We start from the raw sequence: 22464 nt of genomic DNA on the forward strand, positions 1-22464 counted from the left end.
GGTCCCATCCCGAACCCGGAAGCTAAGACCCACAGCKCCGATGGTACTGCACCCGGGAGGGTGTGGGAGAGTAGGTCACCGCCGGACATACATTAGGTCGAGAGCCTCCAACCACCAGGTTGGAGGCTCTCCCCCTTTAACCCCAAAACCACCCACCACGGCACCCGCCCACCGCCGTCGCGCACCGCCGCCGCTGCGTCGTCGGCCGGCACCGGCCCGGGTAGCGTCCGCTGACGGCTGAAAAGGTACTCCAAGGCCCTCGAAATCCGGAATTTTTCCCAAAAAAGGGCGAAAACACGCGGAATTTGCCACCTCGGCGGCGGCAAGCTGGTAAGTTTTCGAAGAGTGGCTTGCACGCATGCCGCGTGCAGGCTTCAGAAATTAGAACCGTCCAGGAGGACATAAATGGCTAAGAACCGTAGTGAACTTGTTGCAGAGGTAGCTGGCAAGGCCGGCACCAGCCAGGCAGCCGTCAACTCCGTGCTCGATGCACTGTTCGAGGTTTTCGAGACCTCTGTCGCCGCGGGCGAAAAGATCACCATCCCGGGCTGGCTCGCCGTCGAGCGCACCGACCGTGCAGCCCGCACCGGCCGCAACCCGCAGACCGGCGAGACCATCCAGATCGCCGCCGGCCACAGCGTCAAGCTGACCGCCGGTTCCAAGCTGAAGGCTGCAGTCGCCAAGAAGAAGTAGTCTTCTTCAAACGCTTGAAAGGAGCGGCAACCCCTCGGGTTGCCGCTCCTTTGCGTTAACCGCCGCCGAGAGGATTCGGCGCGCGGGCAGGGGTAGCGGACAATGGAGTTGTGCCTTCCGCAGCGAAACCCCAGACTTCACCAGCGCCCACCCCGACGGGCGGAGCGCGCGGCCGAGGTGCCGGAGCGCCGGGAATCTCCGGGCCCTGGCAGCTCGCCGGCCTGGCCGCGCTGTTCCTGGGCCTGGTGGCGGCACTGCTCTTCTCCGGGGCGGCCGGAGCCCGCGAAGTTTCGGATCCCGGCGCGCTGGTCCGCTGGGGGCTGCCCATCAGCAAGGCCATCCACAACGTCTCCCTCGCCACGGTAATCGGCGGCCTCATCTTCGCCGTCGGCATCCTGCCCAAGGATCTCTCCGGCCGCCAGTCCAAGGACAAAGCCGCCCCCGAGCATCCCGCCTTCACACGCGCCCTGGCCGTCGCCGCCGTCGCCGGCATCGCCTGGACCCTCTCAGCGGTTGCAGTGCTTGTCCTGAGCTACTCGGACATCGCGGGCCAGGCGATCTCAGGGGACCCGGAATTCACCAAGTCCCTCGTCTACTTCATGACCGACATCGAAACCGGCAGGGCCTGGCTGGCCGTCGTCATCATCGCTGCTGTGACCACCACTGCGCTGTTCGGCGTCCGTTCGAGGGGTGCACTGGCGTTCACGCTGATCCTTGCCGTCATAGGGCTGGTGCCGGCGGCGCTGATCGGCCACTCGTCCAGCTCAAGCGACCACGAAGGCGCGATCAACTCCCTGGGCCTTCACCTCTTGGGAGTCTCGGCCTGGGTGGGAGGCATCATTGTGCTGGCCCTCCTCTCCGGCGTTCTTGGTGCCGCTACGGCCGCCGGAGCCCCGGGCCGGGCCGACATCACGGAACCGACCCTCCACCGCTTCTCGGCCCTGGCCGGCTTCGCCTTCGCACTGGTCTTCGCCTCCGGCGTGGTCAACGCCAGCATCAGGATCTCCAGCTGGGCAGACCTGTTCGGGTCGGCTTACGGACAGCTGATCCTGGCCAAGACGGTGGCCGCGCTCGTCCTGGGCGGCGTGGGATTCATGCACCGCCAATGGGTCATCCCTCAGTTGGGCGTCAAGGGGGCCGGCCTGACCGCCCGCCGTGTGCTCTGGCAGCTGGTGCTCGTGGAGCTGCTGATCATGGGTGCGACGTCGGGAATCGCCGTCGCGCTCGGCCGCTCGGCCCCGCCGCAGCCCAGCACCTTCGCCGCGGACGCGTCGCCGGCCTTCATCCTCTCCGGCTACGAACTGCCTCCCGAGCTGACCCCGCAACGCTGGCTCACGGAGTGGCGGCTCGACTGGCTTTGGGTCGCCGTCGCCGTCTTTGGCCTGGTGTCCTACTTCCTGGGCATCCGCAAAGTCCGCCAGCGCGGCGACGCCTGGTCCTGGTTCCGGACCGTCAACTGGGTCATCGGCCTGGTGGTCCTCACCTACGTGACCTCCGGCCCGCCCTCGGTCTACGGCCGGGTCCTGTTCTCGGCGCACATGGTCGACCACATGGCGCTGACCATGGTGGCCCCAATCTTCCTGGTCCTCGGTGCCCCCGTCACGCTGGCGCTGCGGGCACTGGCCGCGCGGCGGGACAGCTCCCGCGGGCCGAGGGAATGGCTGTTGATCTTCGTGCACTCGAAGTTCTCGCAGCTCGTCACTCACCCGCTCTTCGCCGCGGCGAACTTTGCCGGGTCGATTGTGCTGTTCTACTACTCGGATGCCTTCGGCTACGCCATGCGCGACCACGTGGGCCACGAACTGATGAACCTGCATTTCGCCCTGACCGGTTACATCTTCGTGCTGACCATGATCGGCACAGACCCGTTGCCCCGCCGGGCGGCGTACCCGATGCGGCTGCTCCTCCTGCTGGCCACCATGGGCTTCCACGCCTTCTTCGGCGTCGCCATCATGGGCGGCACCGGGCTGCTGGCCGCCGACTACTTCGGCAACCTGGGCCGCAGCTGGGGCCCCTCGGCCCTGCTGGACCAGCAGATGGGCGGCGCGGTGGCCTGGGGGATCGGCGAAGTGCCCACCCTGCTGGTGGCGATCGGCGTCGCCGTCATGTGGTCCCGCTCCGACGCACGGGAGTCCAAACGGACCGACCGTGCCGCGGACAGGAATAACGACGCCGATCTCACCGCTTACAACGATATGTTTGCCCAGCTCGCCGAACGCGACGCGAAGCTGGCAGAACGCAATTCAAAGCTGGAAGGACGCTGATGAGCGAAACCGTACGCACCCACCTCCGGGTCCGGGCCTCCGAACTCGTAGGCCGAGGCTGGTTGAACACCGGCGGCAAATCCCTGGACCTCGAATCCCTGCGCGGCAAGATCGTGCTGCTCGACTTCTGGACCTTCTGCTGCATCAACTGCCTCCATGTCCTGGACGAGCTCCGGCCGCTCGAGCAGCAGTACTCGGACGTCCTCGTGACCGTCGGCGTGCACTCGCCCAAGTTCGAGCACGAAGCAGATCCGGTGGCCCTGGCGGCCGCCGTGGAGCGCTACGAGATCCGCCACCCGGTCCTGGACGACCCGGAGCTGGACACGTGGAAGGCGTACACCGCCCGTGCATGGCCCACCCTGGTGGTCATCGACCCCGAGGGCTACATCGTGGCGCACCTTTCCGGTGAAGGCCATGCGGACGGCCTGGCCGTGCTCATCCCCGAACTGATCGCCGAGCACGAAGCGAAGGGCACCCTGCACCGCGGCGACGGCCCGTACGTGGCCCCGGAGCCGACGTCGGGCACGCTGCGGTTCCCGGGCAAGGCCCTTTACCTTCCGGCCGGCCGCGGCGACTCGGCCGCAGCGGCCGACGCCGGCTCCTGGCTGGTGACCGACACCGGCCACCACCGCCTGGTGGAGCTGTCCACCGACTTTGAGACGGTGCTGGGCACCTATGGTTCGGGCGAGAAAGGCCACGCCGACGGCGGTGCCGCCGAGGCCCGCTTCAACGAACCGCAGGGCCTGGTCCTGCTTCCGGAGGACGTGGCCGCGAAGGCCGGCTACGACGTCGTGATTGCCGACACGGTCAACCACCGGCTCCGCGGGCTTTTCCTCGCGGACGGCAGCGCCACCACCCTTGCCGGCAACGGGGTACAGCGGCTGCTCGAGACCGGTCCGGCGCGCGTGGACGAAGAGGGCGCCGCCTACGGTGGCCGGCTTGAAGCGGATCCGCTGCAGGTCTCGCTGAGCTCGCCCTGGGACGTCGTCTGGTCCAGCAAGCTCAACGCCGTCGTGGTGGCGATGGCCGGCGTGCACCAGATCTTCAGCTTCGACCCGGTTACCGGTGCTGTGTCCATCATCGCCGGCAACGGCCTCGAAGGTTTGCTCGACGGCCCGGCCGCGGAGGCCTGGTTCGCCCAGTCCTCCGGCCTCGCCGAAGACGCCGACGGCAACATCTGGGTCGCCGACTCGGAGACCTCGGCACTGCGCAAACTCGTGATCGCCGACGACGGCGCCATCACGGTCGAGTCCGCCGTCGGCAAGGGATTGTTCGATTTCGGCTTCCGCGACGGACCGGCGGCCGAGGCCCGGCTCCAGCACCCGCTGGGTGTGACAGTCCTGCCCGACGGTTCGGTGGCGATCGCGGACACCTACAACGGTGCCGTCCGGCGCTACGACCCCGCTACCGGCACGGTGTCAACGCTCGCGCGGGGGCTGTCCGAGCCCTCCGACGTCATCGTGGACCACACCCAGGTGGCCGGCACCGAGCCGCTGCTGGTGGTGGTCGAGGCGAACAAGCACCAGCTGGTCTATGTGCCCATCCCCAAGGAAGCGCAGCAGGTGGACGAAGGGGCGGCGCAGACCCACCGGCCCAAGAGCCCGGTGGCCCCAGGTCTGCTGTCCTTGACCGTGCGGTTCACGGCCCCGACCGGGCAGAAGCTGGATGACCGTTGGGGTGACCCGACGCAGCTGAAGATTTCCTCCACCCCGCCGGAGCTGCTGGTGGCCGGCGGCGGGACCTCCGTGGGCCTGCTCCGCACCCTGGAGCTCGCCTCCGACGTCCCCGAGGGCGTGCTGCACATAACCGCACGGGCCGCGGCTTGCGACGGTCCGGAGACCGAGGACGGGGAGATCCCGGATCACGCGGCGTGCCACCTGTACCAGCAGGACTGGGGCATCCCGGTGCTGCTGCAGGCCGACGGGGACACCGAGCTGGTCCTGGACCTGCGCGGCATGGACTAAGCGGCCGGCTGGAGTCCTGAGGTACTTGGCGCTGTGAGGCTGCCGTCCGTGGCTTGGGTGTCACGGACGGCAGCCTTTTGCGTGTCCGGGGGAGCCGGCGGCCGCGGCCGCCGCACAGCAGGCTTAGTTGCTTAGCTGCGGGGTGAGCTTGACCGTGTCGCCGTCGATGTCCAGGCGCGTGGTGAAGCTGAAATCGTGGACTGCGTTGAGCTCCGTAACCGCGCCGGTGAACAGGTCCACCTGACGTGCCTTGATCCGTGCCTTGCCGTCCAGCGGCGCGACGACCCAGCGGCCGCCGAAGGGCTCGATGCTGACGGCCGGATAGTCGGCGATGCTCCAGTCGATCGTGCCGTCCACGACCCGGTTGTTGGTGGCGTGGTAGAACGGGCAGTCCGGCTGAAGCCGCTGCTGCTTGTCCGCCTGCTCCGCGCAGCTGTCCAGGAACTCCTTGACCTTCGCGGTGACGGCGTCCTTGAGCCCGTCCGTGGCCTGGGTGAGCAGGTTCAACGGCGCCGAGGGCATATCCCGACTGGTCACGGTTGTCCGGGTCGCGGGGGCGGCGAAGAACTGGCCGTTCAGGGCCGCCTCGTACTCGCCGGGGTAGAACACGGCAAAGGAGTTGCGACCGTTGGGCATGTTGACCGGGACCCCGTTGAGCAGGGCCTGGTTCGAATTCACGACGGTGACGTCGATCACCGGCAGCGCGGCCGGGACGAAGGACCAGTCATGGAAGAAGAGCCACTGGGTGCCGGACCGTTGCAGCAGGAACTCGGTGCGCAACTGGCTGCCGTCGATGGTGTAATCGATCGGAACCATGACCTGGTTGCCGCCCTGGTCCTGCGCGTTGCCGATCTTCACGTCGGATATCCTCGCGGCGGCGGTCTTCAGCGCCTCTCCGTCCAGCATCGCCGGGTTGCTCTGCGGCACGGAGGCGTGAAGAAGGCCGAGCGCCTTCTCGCCTTCGCCCTTCTGCAGCGCGTCCAGATACTCGCGGACCGGCTGCTGGGGGCTGGCAATGGAATTGTTCACCAGATTGATCGCGACGACCGCGCCGGCTATGGCGAGCATCAGGCCCAACAGCCACACGGCTGCAATCCTGACCAACGCCTGACTCATCTGCACGTACCTTACGTTACCTGCACGCCCGCTGAACGCAGGTGTCACGGGCGCCCGTTGTGACGTGCACCATGCCCGCCGGGCGGTCCCGGCCGCGGCGGCCCGGTTGCGGAAGACCGCCTAGCGCCTGCGCCGCCGGGATGAGGTGCCGAAGACGCCCCGGAGCAGCTCCCGGCCGATTTGCGTGCCCAGCGAACGTGCCATGCTCTTGAGCCCACCGCCGAGGGCGCCGCCCAGCGCGCCGGCGAGGTCGCCGGCCATTCCGCCGCTGGATTCCTGCGGCTGCGGGGCGCGACGCTGCGGGGTGCGTTCCCGATCGGGCGTCGGCGACTGTGTGGAGCGGCTGCTGGGTCGGCCGAGGATTTCTTCCTCGATCCGCCGGGCGTCGGCATCGACGGCGTTGGGGTCCAGGCCGGTGCCGGAACCCGAACCGGCGTCGGACCCGGCGGCGGGGCCGGTGGACGCTGCCGACTGGCTCGCGAGCTTCTCATAGGCGGAGACGTTGTCCACGGCGGTGCCGTATTTGGCGAGCAGGGCGGACCCGGCCACAGTGCTGGCTATTAGCGCATCATCGCTCGGTCCCATCACGGACTCCGGCGCCCGCAGCCGGGTCAGGGCCACCGGGGTGGGCGCGCCCTTCTCATTCATGACCGTGATCACGGCCTCGCCGATTCCGGCCGAGGTCAGCGTCTCCTCAAGGTCGTAGTCACTGATCGGGAACGTGGAAACCGTTGCCTTGAGTGCCTTGGCGTCCTCGGGGGTGAAGGCGCGCAGGGCATGTTGCACCCGGTTCGCCAGCTGGCCCAGGACGTCCGCGGGGACATCCTTCGGTGTCTGGGTCACGAAGAAGATGCCCACGCCCTTGGACCGGATCAGCCGGACCGTCGTGGTGATCGCGTCAAGGAAAGCCTTGGAGGCGCCGTTGAACAGCAGGTGCGCCTCGTCCAGGAAGAACACGAGTTTCGGTTTGTCCAAGTCGCCCGCCTCGGGCAGGTCCTCGAACAGGTCCGCCAGCAGCCACATCAGGAAGGTGGAGAACAGCATGGGCTTCGTCTGCAGGGTCGGCAGCTCCAGGCAGGTCACGACGCCGCGGCCGTCGGGGGCGGTCCGCAGCAGTTCAGCGGTGTCGAACTCGGGCTCGCCGAAGAACTTCTCCATCCCCTGCGCCTCAAGCGTGATGAGTTCGCGCAGGATGACGCCGGCGGTGGACTTCGAGAGGCCGCCGAGGTTCTCCAGTTCGTCCTTGCCCTCGTCCGAGGTCAGGAACTGGATGACCGCGCGCAGGTCTTTCAGGTCGATCAGTTCGAGGTTGTTCTTGTCCGCGAAGTGGAAGACCAGCTGCAGGCTGGACTCCTGGGTTTCGTTGAGCTCCATCACGCGGGACAGCAGGATGGGGCCGAAGGAAGTGATGGTGGACCGGACCGGTATGCCGGCGCCGTCGCCGCCGAGGGCCAGGAATTCCACCGGAAAAGTCTTGCCGGACCAGGCCTGCCCGATGCTGTCGGTACGCGCCCTGAGTTTCTCTGAACCGGCGGCGGCCGTGGCGAGGCCGGAGAGGTCGCCCTTGATGTCCGCGAGGAACACCGGGACACCGGCGGTGGAGAGCTGCTCAGCCATCATGTGCAGGGTGACGGTTTTGCCGGTCCCGGTCGCACCCGCCACCAGGCCATGGCGGTTCATCATGGCCAGCGGCAACCGGACAGGGGCTTCCTTGTGGAGCTCGCCGTCGACGATCGCGGCCCCCAGCTCAATCGTGGGCCCCTCCAGGGTGTAACCCTTCTGGATGGTGGCGACTTTATCTGCAGTGGATTTGATGGCCATGCCGTTAGCTTAGCCGGGTCCGGAAGACCGGACCCGGCCACGGCCGATGTTTATTTTTCTGCTTCGCCGACGTCGTTATTCGGCGAGGGCCTTGAGGACTTCCTTCGCCACGTCCTCGCTGGACTGCGGGTTCTGTCCGGAGATGAGGTTGCCGTCGCGGACCACGTGTGAACTCCAGGCGGCCCCGTTTTCCACGACTGAGCCCTTTTCCTTCAGCTCGTCCTCGACGAACCACGGCGTGTTCTCCCCGGTGCCGCCACCCAGTTCCTCTTCATTGGTGAACACGGTGAGACGGCGCCCCGCGAAGGCGAAGTTCCCGGCGTCGTCGACGGCGCTCAGCAGGCCGGCGGGACCGTGGCAGAAAGGCGCGATGACCTTGCCGGCCTTGTTCGCCTCGATCAGCAGCCGGCCGAGGTCCGCATCCTCAAACAGGTCGGCCATGGGGCCGTGGCCGCCGGGCATCACGATCGCGTCGTACCCGGAAAGGTCGACGTCGGCCAGCACCAGCGGGGCGGAGAGCTCGGCGTCGATCTCGGCCAGGTACTTGCGGAAGCCGTCGGCGCGGTCCTGGCCGCCGGCGGATTCTGCGGCCAGGCTGACCTCGTCCACGGTGGGCTTGGCGCCGGCCGGAGTGGCGATGCGGACGGTGTGTCCGGCGCCCAGCAGGGTCTGGTGGGAGACCACGAGTTCCTCGGCCCAGTAACCGGTGGGGTGCTTGCTGCCGTCGCGCATGGTGAGGGAATCTGCTGCGGATACGACCATCAGGATGTTAGCCATGTTCTTGCTCCTGTTCTGCCGGCCAAGGAGCCGGTCAAAGGTGGGGATGGGGGTGGGTTCTTAGCGTGCGGCTTCGAGTTCGGCGAACGTCGCGTCATCGAGGACGACGCCGGCGGCGGCCAGGTTCTCTTCGAGGTGCTTGACCGAGCCGGTGCCCGGGATCGGCATCATGACGGGTGAGCGGCGAAGCAGCCAGGCGAGGGCCACCTGGGAGGTGGTGGCGCCCAGCCGCGTGGCGGCCTCATCCAGGGGGCCGCCCGGACGGGAAAGTTCGCCGGCCGAGATCGGGGCCCACGGGATGAAGCCGATGCCGTGCTCCTCCGCGTAGTCGAGGACATCCTCCGAGCTGCGATCCGTCAGGTTGTAGCGGTTCTGCACGGTGGAGACGGTGAAGTACTGGCTGGCCTGCTCCAGCTCGGCCACGCTGACCTGGGACAGGCCCAGGGCCTTGACCTTGCCTTCTTTCTGCAGGTCGCGGAGGACACTGAACTGCTCTTCCGGATCGACTTTGGGATCAATCCGGTGCAGCTGCAGCAGATCCAGCGCGTCCACCTTGAGCTTGCGCAGGCTCAGCTCGGTCTGCTGGCGCAGGTACTCGGCCCGGCCCAGCGGCACCCATTCGTTCGGACCGGTGCGCGTGAATCCGACCTTGGTCGCGATTTTGAGGCCGTGCTTGTAGGGATGCAGGGCCTCCGCAAGGATCTCCTCGCTGATATTGGGCCCGTAGGAGTCGGCCGTGTCGATGAAGTCGACGCCGAGCTCGACGGCCCGGCGGACGACGGCGATGGCCGTGCCCCGGTCAGCGGGTTCGCCCCAGACACCGTCGCCGACGATGCGCATCGCGCCGAAGCCCAGGCGGTGCACCGTGCCCAGGTCCTTCAACTCGATCGTTGCGGATGATTCCGGATGCTGTGGGTTGTCGTGGCTCATAAGGGCGGCAACCCACTAAGGGTGCTGAGTATTCCTTCCGCGCACTCCTGCCGGTGATTCCGGCCGCGCAGAAATAAGCCCGGCCCCGCCGTCGTTGGCACCAGTATGCGCCTGCCGGAATCCGGCTTGCGCCAGATTTTCCAGACACCCTGCTCCGCTACGAAAGGCCGGCTTTTCCGTGACTGTTCCGCTTTCCATCCTTGACCTGGCAATCATCGGCAAGGGCCAGACGGCGGCGGAAAGCTTCGCCGGCAGCGTGGCCATGGCGCAGCGCGCCGAGGAACTGGGCTACCGCCGGATCTGGTACGCCGAGCACCACAACATGTCGTCCATCGCCTCCTCCGCGACGAGCGTGCTGATCGCCCACATCGCCGCGCATACCAAGACCATCCGGCTCGGATCCGGCGGTGTAATGCTGCCCAACCACGCGCCGCTGACCATCGCCGAGCAGTTCGGCACGCTCGAGACCCTGCACCCGGGCCGGATCGACCTCGGCCTGGGCCGGGCCCCCGGCAGTGACCAGAACACCATGCGCGCCCTGCGCCGCGACCCGATGAGCGCTGACAGCTTCCCGCAGGATGTCCTGGAACTGCAGGGCTACCTGACCGGTCCTACCCGCATCCCCGGTGTGGAGGCCACCCCCGGCAAGGGCACCAACGTGCCGCTCTACATTCTCGGCTCCTCGCTGTTCGGGGCGAAGCTGGCGGCGCAACTGGGCCTGCCCTACGCCTTCGCCTCGCACTTCGCCCCCGACGCCCTGCAGGACGCCGTAGCGCTCTACCGCCGTGAATTCCGGCCGTCCGCGCAGCTGGAGGCCCCGCACGTGATCGCCGGCGTCAACGTGATCGCCGCGGATTCCGCCGCCGACGCGCAGGCAATGTTCCAGGCCACCAAACGGGCCCGGGTCTCGCTCTTCTTCGGCAACGGCCGCGTTTTCAGCGACGACGAGGCGGATATGATCCTGGACTCCCCGCAGGGCCAGCACATGGCGCAGATGATGAAGTACTCCGCCGTGGGCACCCCGGGCGCAGTGCTGGAATACCTGGACGAGTTCACGGCGCACGCCGACGCCGACGAACTGATCGTCGCGCACCAGAGCGCCGGAGTGGAGGACAGGCTGCGTTCCGTGGAGCTCCTCGCGGAGGTGGCCGGGCTCGCCCGGGTCTGAGCCGGGATAGCGCCCGCCAGACGCGCCCGCTCGGTGCCCTGAAGGGCGCCTCGATCAGCCTTTCAGGCGTGGGCTACTCGCAGCCGACGCCGTCGCCGTCGCGGTCCAATTTGCTGCTGTAACCGGGCTGCCCCAGCCGGATGGGTGCGGCGCCCGCGGCCCTGACGGCAGTGCAGTTTGCGTAGTACACCGCTGCCGGAACGGACGCTGCCGGAACGGGCGCAGGCGGGGCGGGTGCCACCGGGGCGGGTGCCGTGGCCGGGGCTTTCCGCGACGGCGGAGCGGCCGGCGCGGGAGTCGTCGGCTGCCGGCTGGTGGGGGCCAGGGCGCCCGGGCAGTCCGCCAGGATCCGCGCCATCGCGTCGTGCTCGGCCCGGGTGACCCACAATGCGTAGCTGGCCTTGACCGAGATCTGGCGCGCCACGTAAGCGCAGCGGTAGGACTTGTTCGGCGGCAACCAGGTGGCGGCGTCGCCGTCGCTCTTCTGCATGTTCGCCGGGCCGTCCACGGCCAGGAGGTTGAGCGGATCGTTGGCGAAGGCGAGCCGCTGGGCGGGGCTCAGCCGCTGTGCGCCTTTTTGCCAGGCGTCACTGAGGGCCACGACGTGGTCGATCTGGACCGCGCTGCTGGTGTCGGCTCCGCGGCGGAAGTTGATGAGCCTCGCGGTGTAGGGGTCCTTCAGAATCCCGGAAAGCACCACGCAGCCCCGGGTTCCGGGCTTGAGCGCCTCCGCTGTGAGGTCGCGGCGCAGCGTGTCGTTGCGGGTGTCGCAGCCGTTCCGGTCGACGTCGGCCCAGGCCTGTCCGAACTGGTCACGGGAGTACCCGGTCTTGGGCGCCCTCCCCTTGACCGGCAGCGTGGCCAGCACCTCAAGCGCCTTGCTGGCGTAGGCCGGCTGCTTATGCGGGGCCGACGCCCCGGTCAAAGCGGCTGTGGGCGCGGCCACCGGCGTCGGAGCGGAACGGGACGTGGCGGACCCGGGGGGCGCCACACCAGGTGATGCACTCTCGACGGCGGACTTACCGGGGACAGCTGCGGTTCCGGCGCAGGCGGTGGACGAGACCAGCAGCAGCCCGGCGACGCCGCAGGCGATCCAGTCGACGGCGCCCCTGCGGCGGCCGGTGTCGGATGGAACCCGCCCGTTACCAGCTCCGCGTGTATTAATCCTGCGCAATTCTTCCCCCATTACTTGCCCCGCTGCTTGCCCCACTGCTTGCCCGTCGGCGGGCCGGTGTCCGGCCTTTCACAGCCTACCGGCGGAGTCCCCGACGTCGGGCCGGTGCCACGCCGGGGTCCCGGCGGGCGAGGGACCGCTCGGTCATGCAGCGGGGAAGGGCAAGAAGTCCGTAGCTATTTCCGGCACGTCCGTGCACACTGGGATTTGATCGTCAACAACCAGTACAGCGATGCCCTTTGGGGGCGGGTGGCGCGCGGCATGAGGCCGGGGCTGCCCCAACAAGTTCCCCCGAGCCTTGAACGGACAACACCGGACCCGAGGATGCCATGGCGCCTGACCCCGAGCGTAAGAAGCGGACTCTTCGACCATCTCGGCGTGCAACCATGATCTCCGTGGCGGCCCTTGCTGCGGTGGGTCTCTGGCTTGGTTCGACCGTCGCGATGCGGGGCGCGGGGCCAGAGCCGCTTCCGCACGCCGACGGCATCATTAGCATCGAGATGGACAATCCGGTGAACAAGTTCGATGGCCACCGCGCCATGGGGGTCGGCGTCGACGGCCTCGAAGAAAACGAGATCGACCGGGTGTGGTCGCCACCGAATGTCCAAGCCATGAAGTCAGCCGGATTCGGCCCGGTGAGTTACCGGCTGCGCACCGAACTGGGCGTCAAGGCGTGGCACTGGAACCCGCACGGGACGTGGAGCCAGCCGGACAAGGAGCAGGGGTACTGGACGTCGTCGTCCGAGCCCGCGGAAGATTATGGGGTCTCGTACGGCTACCGCCTTCCCCGGCGCGGCAACACCATCGATCAAGGAAAGAACAGCGGCCACTCCCGCTTGAACGACGGCGACGTTGACACCTTCTGGAAGAGCAACCCCTACCTGGACGCCCACTTCACCGGAGAACCTGACAGCCTCAATCCGCAGTGGATCATGGTTGAGTTCCCGCAGGCCCTGCCGATGGACACCGTCCGCTTCGATTGGGGTACCCCGTACGCCACCCGGTTCAAGGTGCAGTACTGGACCGGCCGCGACGCGCGCTTCCCCGTTGACAAGGGCACCTGGCGTGACTTCCCGCACGCCGTGCAGCAGGGAACCGGGGGGACCCAGACGGTACGGATCGCTTCCACGCCGATAAACGCCCAATACGTGCGCATCCTGTTCACTGCGGACTCGAACACCGCCCCTGCTGGGTCCCGCGACATCCGCGACCGGCTGGGGGTGGCCGTGCGAGAAATCTATATCGGGCAGCAGCAAGGCGGTGCGTTCCTCGACCACGTTCGGCACCGGACGTCCCAACGGCAAACGGTCATGTGGACCTCCTCGACGGACCCGTGGCACAGCAAGGACGACATCGACAAAGATTATGAGCACGCCAGCTTCGAGCGGCTTCTTGCCAGCGGGATTACCAAGGACGAGCCCATGATGGTCCCGGTTCCGGCCCTGTACGGAACGCCCGACGACGCCGCGGCCCTGGCCCGCTACCTCGGTAAGCGCGGCTATCCGATCAAACGGATTGAGATCGGTGAGGAACCGGACGGTCAGCTCGCACAGCCGGAGCACTACGGGGCGCTGTACGTCCAGATGGCCGCGGCCATGCGGGCTGTGAACCCGTCCCTGGAGTTCGGCGGCCCGGGCTACCAGACCACACTGCCCGACTGGGTGCACTGGCCGGACGACAAGGGGGTCCGGTCCTGGACCGGTCGCTTTGTTTCCTACCTGCGGCACCGCGACGCAATGTCGGACTTCGACTTCTTTTCCTTCGAGTGGTACCCCTTCGATAATGTGTGTGCCGACCCCGCCGGGACTCTGCCGCAGAACCCGGAGTTGCTGAGGCGGCTGCTCAAACGCGAGGAGGATGCCGGCCTGCCCGCCGAAGTTCCCAAGGTCATCACGGAGTACGGCTATTCCTCGTTTGTCGGACAGGTCGAACTGGAGCTGCCCGGCGCCATAGTCAACGCGGAAACGTCCGCCATGTTCCTGGCGATGGGCGGGGAGAGCAGCTACTTCTACGGCATTGAGCCGAACTGGGTGTTCCAGGACGAAGTCGGCGAGAAATGCGATACGCGGGGCAACCTGATGCTGTTCCAGTTCTACGATGAGTGGGAAATCCGGCCCGTGGCCGCCTACCAAGCTGCCAGGCTGGTGAACCACAGTTGGCTGGAGGCCGGCACCGGCAGCCACACCATGTTCCAGACCACCAGTGACGTGCGCAACGCGAAGGGCCAGGAGCTGGTCACTGCCTATACGGTGCGACGCCCCGACGGCAAGCTCAGCGTGCTCCTGTTCAACAAGGATCCCAAACGGGCCATCACCGTCCGGCTGATGCAGGAAAAAGACGGCAATTCCCAGGTTGTTAAGGGCGGCCTGGAGCTCGACCAGTACTCGGCCGAGCAGTACAAGTGGAACCCGTCACACGGCAGGGGCAACGGAGGGTATCCGGACCCGAATGACCCGCCGGTGAGCACCAGCGTAGGCACGGACAGGCACGCCACCATAACGCTGCCGCCCTACAGCATCTCAGTGGCTACTGCCCCGGGCTAAGGAGCGGCGCATCACGCAGGTGCTGGGCGCCGTCGTCCGCCCGCGCCGGGTGCTTCTCAGGCGAGGAGCAGGGCCACCCCGATCATCGCGGGGACGGCCACCACGGTGGTGATCAGCACGGTGTCTTTGGCGACGGTGAGCCCGGTTCTGTACCGGTTGGCCACCACAAAGACGTTCTGCGCCGTCGGCAACGCGGAGGTCACCACCACGGCGAAGAGTGCCTGGTCCTGCAGGCCAAGGGCGAACCGGGCGAAGAGGAAAGCCAGCAGCGGGTGGACGATGAGCTTGAAACCGCTGGCCAGCAGGGTGTCGGTCCGGCGTTCCGCCGAGGCCTGCAGCGGCCGGGAGCCGTTCAGGCTCATACCGAAGGACAACAACATGGCCGGGATCGCGGCGCCTCCGATCAGGTGGATGGGCTGCAAGATGAGTTGCGGAATCTCCCAGCCCGTCCCGGCCACCAGCAGCCCGAGCCCGGAACCAACGATCATGGGATTCCGCAGGATCATCAGGGCAAAACTCAGCGGCGTTGTCCGGTGGGCGCTAGTGGTGGCATCCAGGAGCATGAGGAACAGAGGCGTAAAGAAGGCCAGCTGGAAGATCAACAAGGGCGCCACATAGCTGGCGTCACCCAGGACATATACGGCGATCGGAATGCCAAGGTTGGCGGAGTTGGCCAGGGACGCGCTCATGGAGGAGACCAGGGCTTCGGGCAGGGAGCGCTTTAGCAGAAGGCGCACGACGCCGAAGTAGATGGCCGCCGTCGTGACCGCCCCCACCGCCGTCACCAGTAGTGGAGCGGCGAAGACGTCGTTCAGCCTGGCTTTGCTGAGCGTCTCGAACAGCAGGGCCGGGCTCGCCACGAAGAATGTCAGCGCGCTCAGGACGGAGCGGGCGTTATCGCCCAGAATGTTGCGCCGGCCGACGAACATGCCGACCAGGATGATGAACCAGACGACGAAGAAGCCGGCCAGGACGCCTAGCATGCGGCAGTCCGTGACGGCGTGGTCGGGTCAAGGGTGTCAGGCACCGTCCCACAATAATCAGATTTTCCCCGCCAACCCTTCAGGGCTGGCAACGGGGCGACATGAACCTGTCCGCGCGGGAGCGTCCCGGGAACTTTCGGCGGGGTCTGCGGCTGGCGCGTTAGTTCAGCGCGGCGTTGTTCAGTGCGTGCGGCGGGCGCGTCAGGCCGGCGGTGTGGCCCTCCGCGGGGTCGCTGCCGATCTGGACCACCTTGTTGTCCTTGTCCACATGGACCACCCTGGGGGTGTAGGCCTTGGCCTCTTCCGTGGTCATCTGGGCATAGGTGATCAGGATGACGATGTCATTTTCGTGCATCAGGTGAGCGGCCGCGCCATTGATGCCAATGACACCGGAGCCGCGCTCGCCGGCGATCGTGTACGTCTCAAGCCGGGCACCGTTGGTGACATCAACGATCGCCACGAGTTCGCCTGGCAGGATGTCGGCGGCCTCCAGCAGGTCCAGGTCCACGGTGACCGAGCCGACATAGTGAAGGTCCGCGTGGGTGACCGTGGCGCGGTGGATTTTGGACTTGAACATTGTGCGATTCATAACGTCACCAGTCTAACGCCGGCGCACGCGGCGCGCTGTGAGCCAGGAAACACCGCCGAGGAGGCCCGTGTCAGGCCGCGGGGGCGATGGAAGCGGCCGTCTCGGCGAGGACCTCGCGCGCCGCCAGGATGGCCGGGCGCGTAGCGCTGGAGCGGCGGACGGAGGTGAAGACGGTGCGGTGCGGGTCCCCCGGGAGATCGATCAGTTGCGCCGTCGTGCCTCGCCCGGTCCAGACCAGGTCCGGCATCAGCGCCACCGCATTGCCCGACTCGATGAGCCGGATCTGGGCCTGCAGGTCGGCGGTTTCAAAGCGCACGTCCGGCTCGAACCCCGCGCTCCGGCAGGCCTGCTCGGCCCAGTGCCGGGACGCCGCACCGCGGGGTTCCATCACCCAGGACATCCCCGCGGTGTCGGCCAGGCACGTGACGGCGGGACGCTCCGGGGAAGCGGGCGGCACTGCCAGGCGGATCGCATCGCCGGTCAGGCGGATCCGGTCCAGTTCGGCGTAGCGGGGTGCCGCGTGGCCCGGATACTGCTCGGCGATGACCAGGTCGAAGTCCCGCGCCCAGGTTTCATGCAGGGCCGTTTCGGGTTCGCGCTGGATCATCTCGATCCGGACCTCCGGATAGCTTGCGGACATCCGGGTCAGGGCATCGGGCATCAGGGCCAGGGCCGCGGATTGGAAGACGGCGATCCGCACCGTTCCGGTCACGGTGGTCAGCGAGGCTGCGAGATCGGCCTCCGCCTGCTCCAGGGTTTCCAGCAGCTGGGCGGTGTGGGCGACCAGCACTTCGGCCTGCGGGGTGAGCTGCACCCGGCGGCCCGTCTTCCGCAGGAGCTCGACGCCGGCTTCCTTTTCCAGCAACGCCAGCTGCTGCGAGACCGAGGACGGGCTGTACTGCAGAGCTTCGGCGACTTCGGCGAGGGTGCCCCGGATCTTGAGTTCGCGCAAGAGGCGCAGCCGCCGGACGTCGAGCATCGCTATTCCTTTGTGAATTCTAATGGTTATTGATTAGGAGAATTCACTTTATCTAATGCAATCGGGCTTGCATACTGTTGTCACTGAGTTACCCCCATCACAGGGTGGATTGATGGGCGCCACTTCCGAGCAGGAGACCCTGATGAGCACCAGAGATTTAACCAAATCAATCATGCGGCGCAAGCCCATCGACGACATCGAAGAAGAGAACAAGCACAGCGGCCTGTTCAAAAGCCTTGGCCTCTGGCAGCTGACGGCCATCGGCGTCGGCGGCATTATCGGCGTCGGCATCTTCTCGCTCGCGGGCCTCGTCGCCCACGGCAGCGAGAGTGAACCCGGCGTCGGCCCCGCCGTGCTGTTCTCCTTCCTGATCGCCGGCCTGGCCTCCGCGGCCGCCGCCCTGTCCTACGCTGAATTCGCGGGCATGATCCCCCGCGCCGGTTCGGCCTACACCTACGGGTACGTGGCCCTGGGCGAGGTGATCGGCTGGTTCATCGGCTGGGACCTGCTGCTGGAATACATTGCCATCGTGGCGGTGGTGGCCATTGGTATCTCCGGCTACTTCGACGCGTTTCTCTCCGGCATTGGCATCCACATGCCGACCTGGATGACCTCCACGTTCGACGAGGGCAAGGGCGGCATCGTCAACCTCCCCGCGATTGCCGTCTGCCTGCTCGTGACCTGGATCCTTTCCCGCGGCACCAAGACCTTCGGGCGCTTCGAGCTCGTGGCCGTCGCCATCAAGGTCGTCCTGATCCTGTTCATCATCGGCCTGGGCATTTTCTACATCAACACCAACAACTACAACCCGTTCATGCCCAGCGGCTTCGGCCCGGTGCTGGCCGGCTCCGCCACCGTGTTCTTTGCCGTGTTCGGCTACGACGCGATGAGTACGGCTGCGGAGGAGGCCACGGACGGCAAGAAGCACATGCCGAAGGCGATCATCCTGTCCCTGATCGTGGCCATGCTCCTCTACGTCGCGGCGACCCTGGTCCTCACCGGCATGCAGAACTACAAGGACATCGATCCCAAGGCCGGCTTCGCGTCCGCCTTCAACGGTGTCGGCCTGCCGGTGATCGCCACGATCATCTCCGTCTTCGCCGTGCTGTCCATCCTGACCGTCATGCTGACCTTCCTGCTCGGCGTCACCCGCGTCTGGTTCTCGATGAGCCGCGACGGGCTGCTGCCGGGCTGGTTCGCCAAGACCGACCGGCACGGCACCCCGCAACGCGTCACCTGGATCGCGGGCGTGGCCTCGGCCGTGCTGGCCGGCGTCTTCCCGATCAAGGCCGTGGCCGACCTGACGAACATCGGCATCCTGGCCGCGTTCGTCGTCGTCTGCCTCTCGGTGATCATCTTCCGCTACAAGCGTCCGGACGCCCCGCGCACCTTCCGGCTGCCCTTCATGCCGGTGGTTCCGCTCTTCGGCATGCTCGCGTCCGCGTTCCTGATGCTTCAGCTGCACTGGGAGACCTGGGTCCGGTTCGGCGTCTGGCTGGTCGTCGGGCTGGCCATCTACTTCGGCTACGGCCGGAAGCACTCGCTGATGAACCCGGACAGCCCGCGGCATGAAGAAGCCGTGGAGATGCACCGCCACGTCGGCTAAACCGCCTACGCTCCCTCACGGTCTGCGGCCCTTATCCGGGTGCTCCGTCAGATCCGGCCCAATTCCGGCGAACCCTCCCTCACCTCGTGGGGGAGGGTTCGCCGTTGGTGTGCCCGAGGTGGGGGAGGGGCGCTGGAACGTGCGATTTTCCTAACCAGTATTGCTCGGAAAACATCGCTTTATCTTATGAAAATCCGGTCGCATACTGATTCAAGAACGGTCCACATATTGAGAAAGAACGAGTGCCACCATGACCAACACCTCAACGGAATCCGGCCTGAACGCCGGCGCGCACGCGGGCAAGGGAGCCACGCACGCCGCCGTTTCGGAAGGCTCGCCCGTGCTTGAGGCTGCAGCCCTCGCCGAGGAGGCCATCTCGCTGGTCCGCCGCTGGCTCACGGCGGCAGCCAAGGTCCCCGTCGACGCCTCCGCCGCGCAGCTCGCCGGTGTGTTGAAGGACCCGAACGGCCTGGACTTCACCGTCGGATTCGTCGACGGCGTCGTGCGCCCCGAGGATCTGCAGGTCGCCGCCCGCAACCTCGCCGCCCTCGCCCCCAAAGTCCCGGCGTTCCTGCCGTGGTACATGCGCAGCGCCGTCCGCCTCGGCGGAACGATGGCCCCGGCACTGCCCCGGGTGGTCATCCCGATCGCACGCCGGGTGCTCCGCGAAATGGTCGGCCACCTCATTGTCGACGCTACCGACGCCAAGCTGGGCCCGGCCATCGCGAAGATCCGCAAGGACGGCATCAAGCTGAACGTCAACCTCCTCGGCGAGGCCGTGCTTGGCGAACACGAGGCCTCCCGCCGGCTCGAAGGCACGCACACCCTGCTTGCCCGGCCCGATGTGGACTACGTCTCGATCAAGGTTTCCTCCACCGTGGCCCCGCACTCCGCCTGGGCTTTCGACGAGGCCGTGGAGCACGTGGTCGAAAAGCTCACCCCGCTCTTCACCCGCGCCGCATCCTTTGCCACCGACGGGCAGAAAGCCAAGTTCATCAACCTGGACATGGAGGAATACAAGGACCTGGACATGACCATCGCGGTCTTCACCCGGATCCTGGACAAGCCCGAGTTCAAGAACCTCGAGGCCGGCATCGTGCTCCAGGCGTACCTGCCGGACGCCCTCGCCGCCATGATCCGCCTCCAGGACTGGGCTGCCGCCCGGCGCGCCGACGGCGGTGCCGCCATCAAGGTCCGCGTGGTCAAGGGCGCCAACCTGCCGATGGAACAGGTCGAAGCCTCGCTGCACGACTGGCCGCTCGCCACCTGGAGCACCAAGCAGGACTCGGACACCAACTACAAGCGCGTCATCAACTACGCGCTGCACCCGGACCGGATCCGCAACATCCGGATCGGCGTCGCCGGCCACAACCTCTTCGATATCGCCTTCGCCTGGCTGCTGGCCAAGCAGCGCGGCATCGCGGATACCGCACAGCAGGGTATCGAGTTCGAGATGCTGCTCGGCATGGCCCAGGGCCAGGCCGAAGCGGTCAAGCAGGACGTCGGCTCGCTCCTGCTCTACACGCCGGTGGTCCACCCGGCCGAGTTCGACGTCGCGATCGCCTACCTGATCCGCCGCCTCGAAGAGGGCGCCAGCCAGGACAACTTCATGTCCGCGGTCTTCGAACTCAGCGAAAACGAATCCCTCTTCGAGCGTGAGAAGCAGCGCTTCCTCGCCTCCCTCGCCAAGCTCGACGACGAGGTCCCGGCCCCCAACCGCCGGCAGAACCGCGCCCTTCCGGCCGCGCCGATGCCGCACGACTCGTTCGAGAACACCCCGGATACCGATCCGTCGCTGCCCGCGAACCGCGACTGGGGCCGTGCCATCCTGGGCCGCGTGGCGACGTCGACCCTGGGCAATGCCGCCGTCGAAGCAGCCACGATCAACGACGAGGCAACGCTCAACGCCGTCATCGATACCGCCCTTGAGAAGGGCAAAGCCTGGGGCGCCCTCTCCGGCGCCGAGCGGGCCGAGATCCTGCACCGCGCCGGTGACGTGCTCGAAGCCCGCCGCGCCGATCTCCTCGAGGTGATGGCCAGCGAAACCGGCAAGACGATCGACCAGGGCGACCCCGAGGTCAGCGAAGCCGTGGACTTCGCGCACTACTACGCCGAGTCGGCCCGCAAGCTCGACGACGTCGACGGCGCTACCTTCGTGCCGGCGAAGCTGACCGTGGTGACGCCGCCGTGGAACTTCCCGGTGGCCATCCCGGCCGGTTCCACCCTCGCGGCACTCGCCGCCGGGTCCGCCGTCGTCATCAAGCCGGCAAAGCAGGCCCGCCGCAGCGGCGCCGTGATGATCGAGGCCCTGTGGGAGGCCGGCGTCCCGCGCGACGTGCTCACCATGGTGCAACTGGGCGAGCGTGAGCTCGGGCGGCAGCTGATCTCCCACCCCGCCGTGGACCGCGTCATCCTGACCGGCGGTTACGAGACGGCCGAACTGTTCCGCTCCTTCCGCAAGGACCTGCCGCTGCTTGCCGAAACCAGCGGCAAGAACGCCATCATCGTCACCCCGAGCGCCGACCTGGACCTGGCGGCGAAGGACGTTGCCTACTCCGCCTTCGGCCACGCCGGCCAGAAGTGCTCCGCGGCGTCCCTGGTGATCCTCGTGGGGTCCGCCGCGAAGTCCAAGCGCTTCCACAACCAGCTGATCGACGCCGTGACCTCGCTCAAGGTCGGCTACCCGGAGGACCCGGCCAGCCAGATGGGCCCGATTATCGAACCCGCCAGCGGCAAGCTCCTCAATGCGCTGACCACCCTCGGCGAGGGTGAAGCCTGGGCCGTGGAGCCGAAGCAGCTGGACGACTCCGGCAAGCTCTGGAGCCCGGGTGTGCGCCACGGCGTCCGGCGCGGGTCCTACTTCCACCTCACCGAGTTCTTCGGCCCGGTGCTCGGCGTCATGACCGCCGAGACCCTGGAGGAGGCCATCGCGATCCAGAACCAGATCGAGTACGGCCTGACCTCCGGCCTGCACTCGCTCAACTCGGACGAACTGGCACTCTGGCTGGACACCGTCGAGGCCGGAAACCTCTACGTCAACCGCGGCATCACCGGCGCGATCGTGCAGCGCCAGCCGTTCGGCGGCTGGAAGAAGTCCGCAGTGGGTGCCGGCACCAAGGCCGGCGGACCCAACTACCTCGCCGGACTCGGCGAATGGGTCAGCAAGCCCAGCACCGCAGCCGAGACCGGGGCGGTGGCCCCCGCCCCGCTGCACTCCGGCGTCCGCCGGATCGAGGACGCGGCCAAGGGTTTCCTGACCGCCGAGGAACTGGCCCCGCTGCAGCGCTCGCTGGCCTCCGATGCCGTGGCCTGGGCCGGGGAGTTCGGCACCGCCAAGGACGTCTCCGGGTTGAGCGCCGAACGCAACGTGTTCCGCTACCGCCCGCTGCCGGTCACGGTGCGCCTCTCCGAAGGGAAACCGCTTGGCGAACTCGTCCGGACCGTTGCCGCCGGCGTCCAGGCGGGATCAACGCTCGCGGTGTCCAGCGCCGTCGAGCTGCCGTCCCAGTTGCGCGCCGTACTCGCCGGCCTGGGCATCGCGATCACGGTGGAGAACGACGCCGACTGGCTGACCTCCGTGGCCCGGCTCGCCGGGGCCGCTAAGCCGTCCGTGACGCGGATCCGCCTGATCGGCGGGGACGCGAAGGCGCTGGCAGACGCCACCGGCGGCCGTCCCGACCTGGCCGTCTACTCCCACCCGGTGACGGAGGCCGGGCGGGTGGAGCTGCTGCCGTTCCTGCACGAGCAGGCCGTCAGCATCACGGCGCACCGCTTCGGCACCGCCAACCACCTCTCGGACGGGCTGGTCTGACTCTCCGGGCCCGGCCTAGTTCTCCCGGGCCGTGGCGCCGCCGAGG

15 protein-coding genes and 1 rRNA gene are annotated in these 22464 nt (G+C 67.4%); 8 read left to right on the forward strand and 8 right to left on the reverse strand.

The features are described 5' to 3' along the window. From rrf to AC1DH3_RS09840, 4 genes are all read left to right on the forward strand, one after another. A 5S ribosomal RNA gene (gene rrf / locus AC1DH3_RS09825) occupies positions 1-87 on the forward strand; the annotation flags it as partial. 318 nt (positions 88-405) lie between these two features. Next, complete coding sequence (locus tag AC1DH3_RS09830) at positions 406-693, forward strand: HU family DNA-binding protein (protein WP_011776355.1); 288 nt, start codon at positions 406-408, stop codon at positions 691-693. A 110-nt stretch (positions 694-803) separates the two neighbouring features. Beyond that, the gene (locus tag AC1DH3_RS09835) at positions 804-2957 is read left to right on the forward strand and encodes a bifunctional copper resistance protein CopD/cytochrome c oxidase assembly protein (protein ID WP_476891881.1); all 2154 of its coding nucleotides are present in this window, start codon (positions 804-806) and stop codon (positions 2955-2957) included. Further along, positions 2957-4921, forward strand: a complete 1965-nt coding sequence (locus AC1DH3_RS09840) for an NHL domain-containing thioredoxin family protein (protein WP_476891882.1) — start codon at positions 2957-2959, stop codon at positions 4919-4921. The genes AC1DH3_RS09835 and AC1DH3_RS09840 overlap by 1 nt, the downstream gene beginning before the upstream one ends. A 123-nt stretch (positions 4922-5044) precedes the next feature. Here the strand turns inward: AC1DH3_RS09840 and AC1DH3_RS09845 are convergent, their stop codons facing one another. From AC1DH3_RS09845 to AC1DH3_RS09860, 4 genes are all read right to left on the reverse strand, one after another. Then, complete coding sequence (locus AC1DH3_RS09845) at positions 5045-6037, reverse strand: hypothetical protein (RefSeq protein WP_441416549.1); 993 nt, start codon at positions 6035-6037, stop codon at positions 5045-5047. A 120-nt stretch (positions 6038-6157) separates the two neighbouring features. Beyond that, the gene (locus tag AC1DH3_RS09850) at positions 6158-7858 is read right to left on the reverse strand and encodes a helicase HerA-like domain-containing protein (protein ID WP_476891883.1); all 1701 of its coding nucleotides are present in this window, start codon (positions 7856-7858) and stop codon (positions 6158-6160) included. A 75-nt stretch (positions 7859-7933) separates the two neighbouring features. Further along, positions 7934-8635, reverse strand: a complete 702-nt coding sequence (locus AC1DH3_RS09855) for a type 1 glutamine amidotransferase domain-containing protein (RefSeq protein WP_441416551.1) — start codon at positions 8633-8635, stop codon at positions 7934-7936. Between the two features lie 60 nt (positions 8636-8695). Continuing rightward, positions 8696-9565, reverse strand: a complete 870-nt coding sequence (locus tag AC1DH3_RS09860; protein WP_476891884.1) for an aldo/keto reductase — start codon at positions 9563-9565, stop codon at positions 8696-8698. 178 nt (positions 9566-9743) lie between these two features. On the opposite strand from AC1DH3_RS09860, the gene AC1DH3_RS09865 reads away from it, so the two are divergent. Continuing rightward, complete coding sequence (locus AC1DH3_RS09865) at positions 9744-10733, forward strand: LLM class flavin-dependent oxidoreductase (protein ID WP_476891885.1); 990 nt, start codon at positions 9744-9746, stop codon at positions 10731-10733. Between the two features lie 73 nt (positions 10734-10806). Here AC1DH3_RS09865 and AC1DH3_RS09870 read toward each other — a convergent pair whose 3' ends face one another. Further along, on the reverse strand, positions 10807-11919 hold the full coding sequence (locus AC1DH3_RS09870) for a GmrSD restriction endonuclease domain-containing protein (protein WP_476891886.1): 1113 nt from the start codon (positions 11917-11919) through the stop codon (positions 10807-10809). A 383-nt stretch (positions 11920-12302) separates the two neighbouring features. Between AC1DH3_RS09870 and AC1DH3_RS09875 the strand changes: the two genes are divergently transcribed. Continuing rightward, the gene (locus AC1DH3_RS09875; protein ID WP_476909204.1) at positions 12303-14450 is read left to right on the forward strand and encodes a discoidin domain-containing protein; all 2148 of its coding nucleotides are present in this window, start codon (positions 12303-12305) and stop codon (positions 14448-14450) included. 56 nt (positions 14451-14506) lie between these two features. Here AC1DH3_RS09875 and AC1DH3_RS09880 read toward each other — a convergent pair whose 3' ends face one another. The 3 genes from AC1DH3_RS09880 to AC1DH3_RS09890 all read right to left on the reverse strand — a co-directional run bounded on the left by AC1DH3_RS09880 (position 14507) and on the right by AC1DH3_RS09890 (position 17001). Further along, on the reverse strand, positions 14507-15433 hold the full coding sequence (locus tag AC1DH3_RS09880; RefSeq protein ID WP_441416556.1) for an AEC family transporter: 927 nt from the start codon (positions 15431-15433) through the stop codon (positions 14507-14509). Positions 15434-15593: 160 nt separating this feature from the next. Continuing rightward, complete coding sequence (panD, locus tag AC1DH3_RS09885; protein WP_441416557.1) at positions 15594-16022, reverse strand: aspartate 1-decarboxylase; 429 nt, start codon at positions 16020-16022, stop codon at positions 15594-15596. Positions 16023-16092: 70 nt separating this feature from the next. Then, the gene (locus AC1DH3_RS09890) at positions 16093-17001 is read right to left on the reverse strand and encodes a LysR substrate-binding domain-containing protein (protein WP_441416558.1); all 909 of its coding nucleotides are present in this window, start codon (positions 16999-17001) and stop codon (positions 16093-16095) included. A gap of 142 nt (positions 17002-17143) precedes the next feature. On the opposite strand from AC1DH3_RS09890, the gene AC1DH3_RS09895 reads away from it, so the two are divergent. Next, a complete protein-coding gene (locus AC1DH3_RS09895; RefSeq protein WP_441417821.1) occupies positions 17144-18607 on the forward strand; it encodes an amino acid permease in 1464 nt (487 codons plus the stop codon). A 250-nt stretch (positions 18608-18857) separates the two neighbouring features. Then, entirely contained in the window at positions 18858-22418 is a 3561-nt protein-coding gene (locus AC1DH3_RS09900) for a bifunctional proline dehydrogenase/L-glutamate gamma-semialdehyde dehydrogenase (protein ID WP_476909205.1), read from the forward strand. Positions 22419-22464: the final 46 nt, after the last annotated feature.

The organism is Arthrobacter sp. 05L428, from assembly GCF_056397665.1.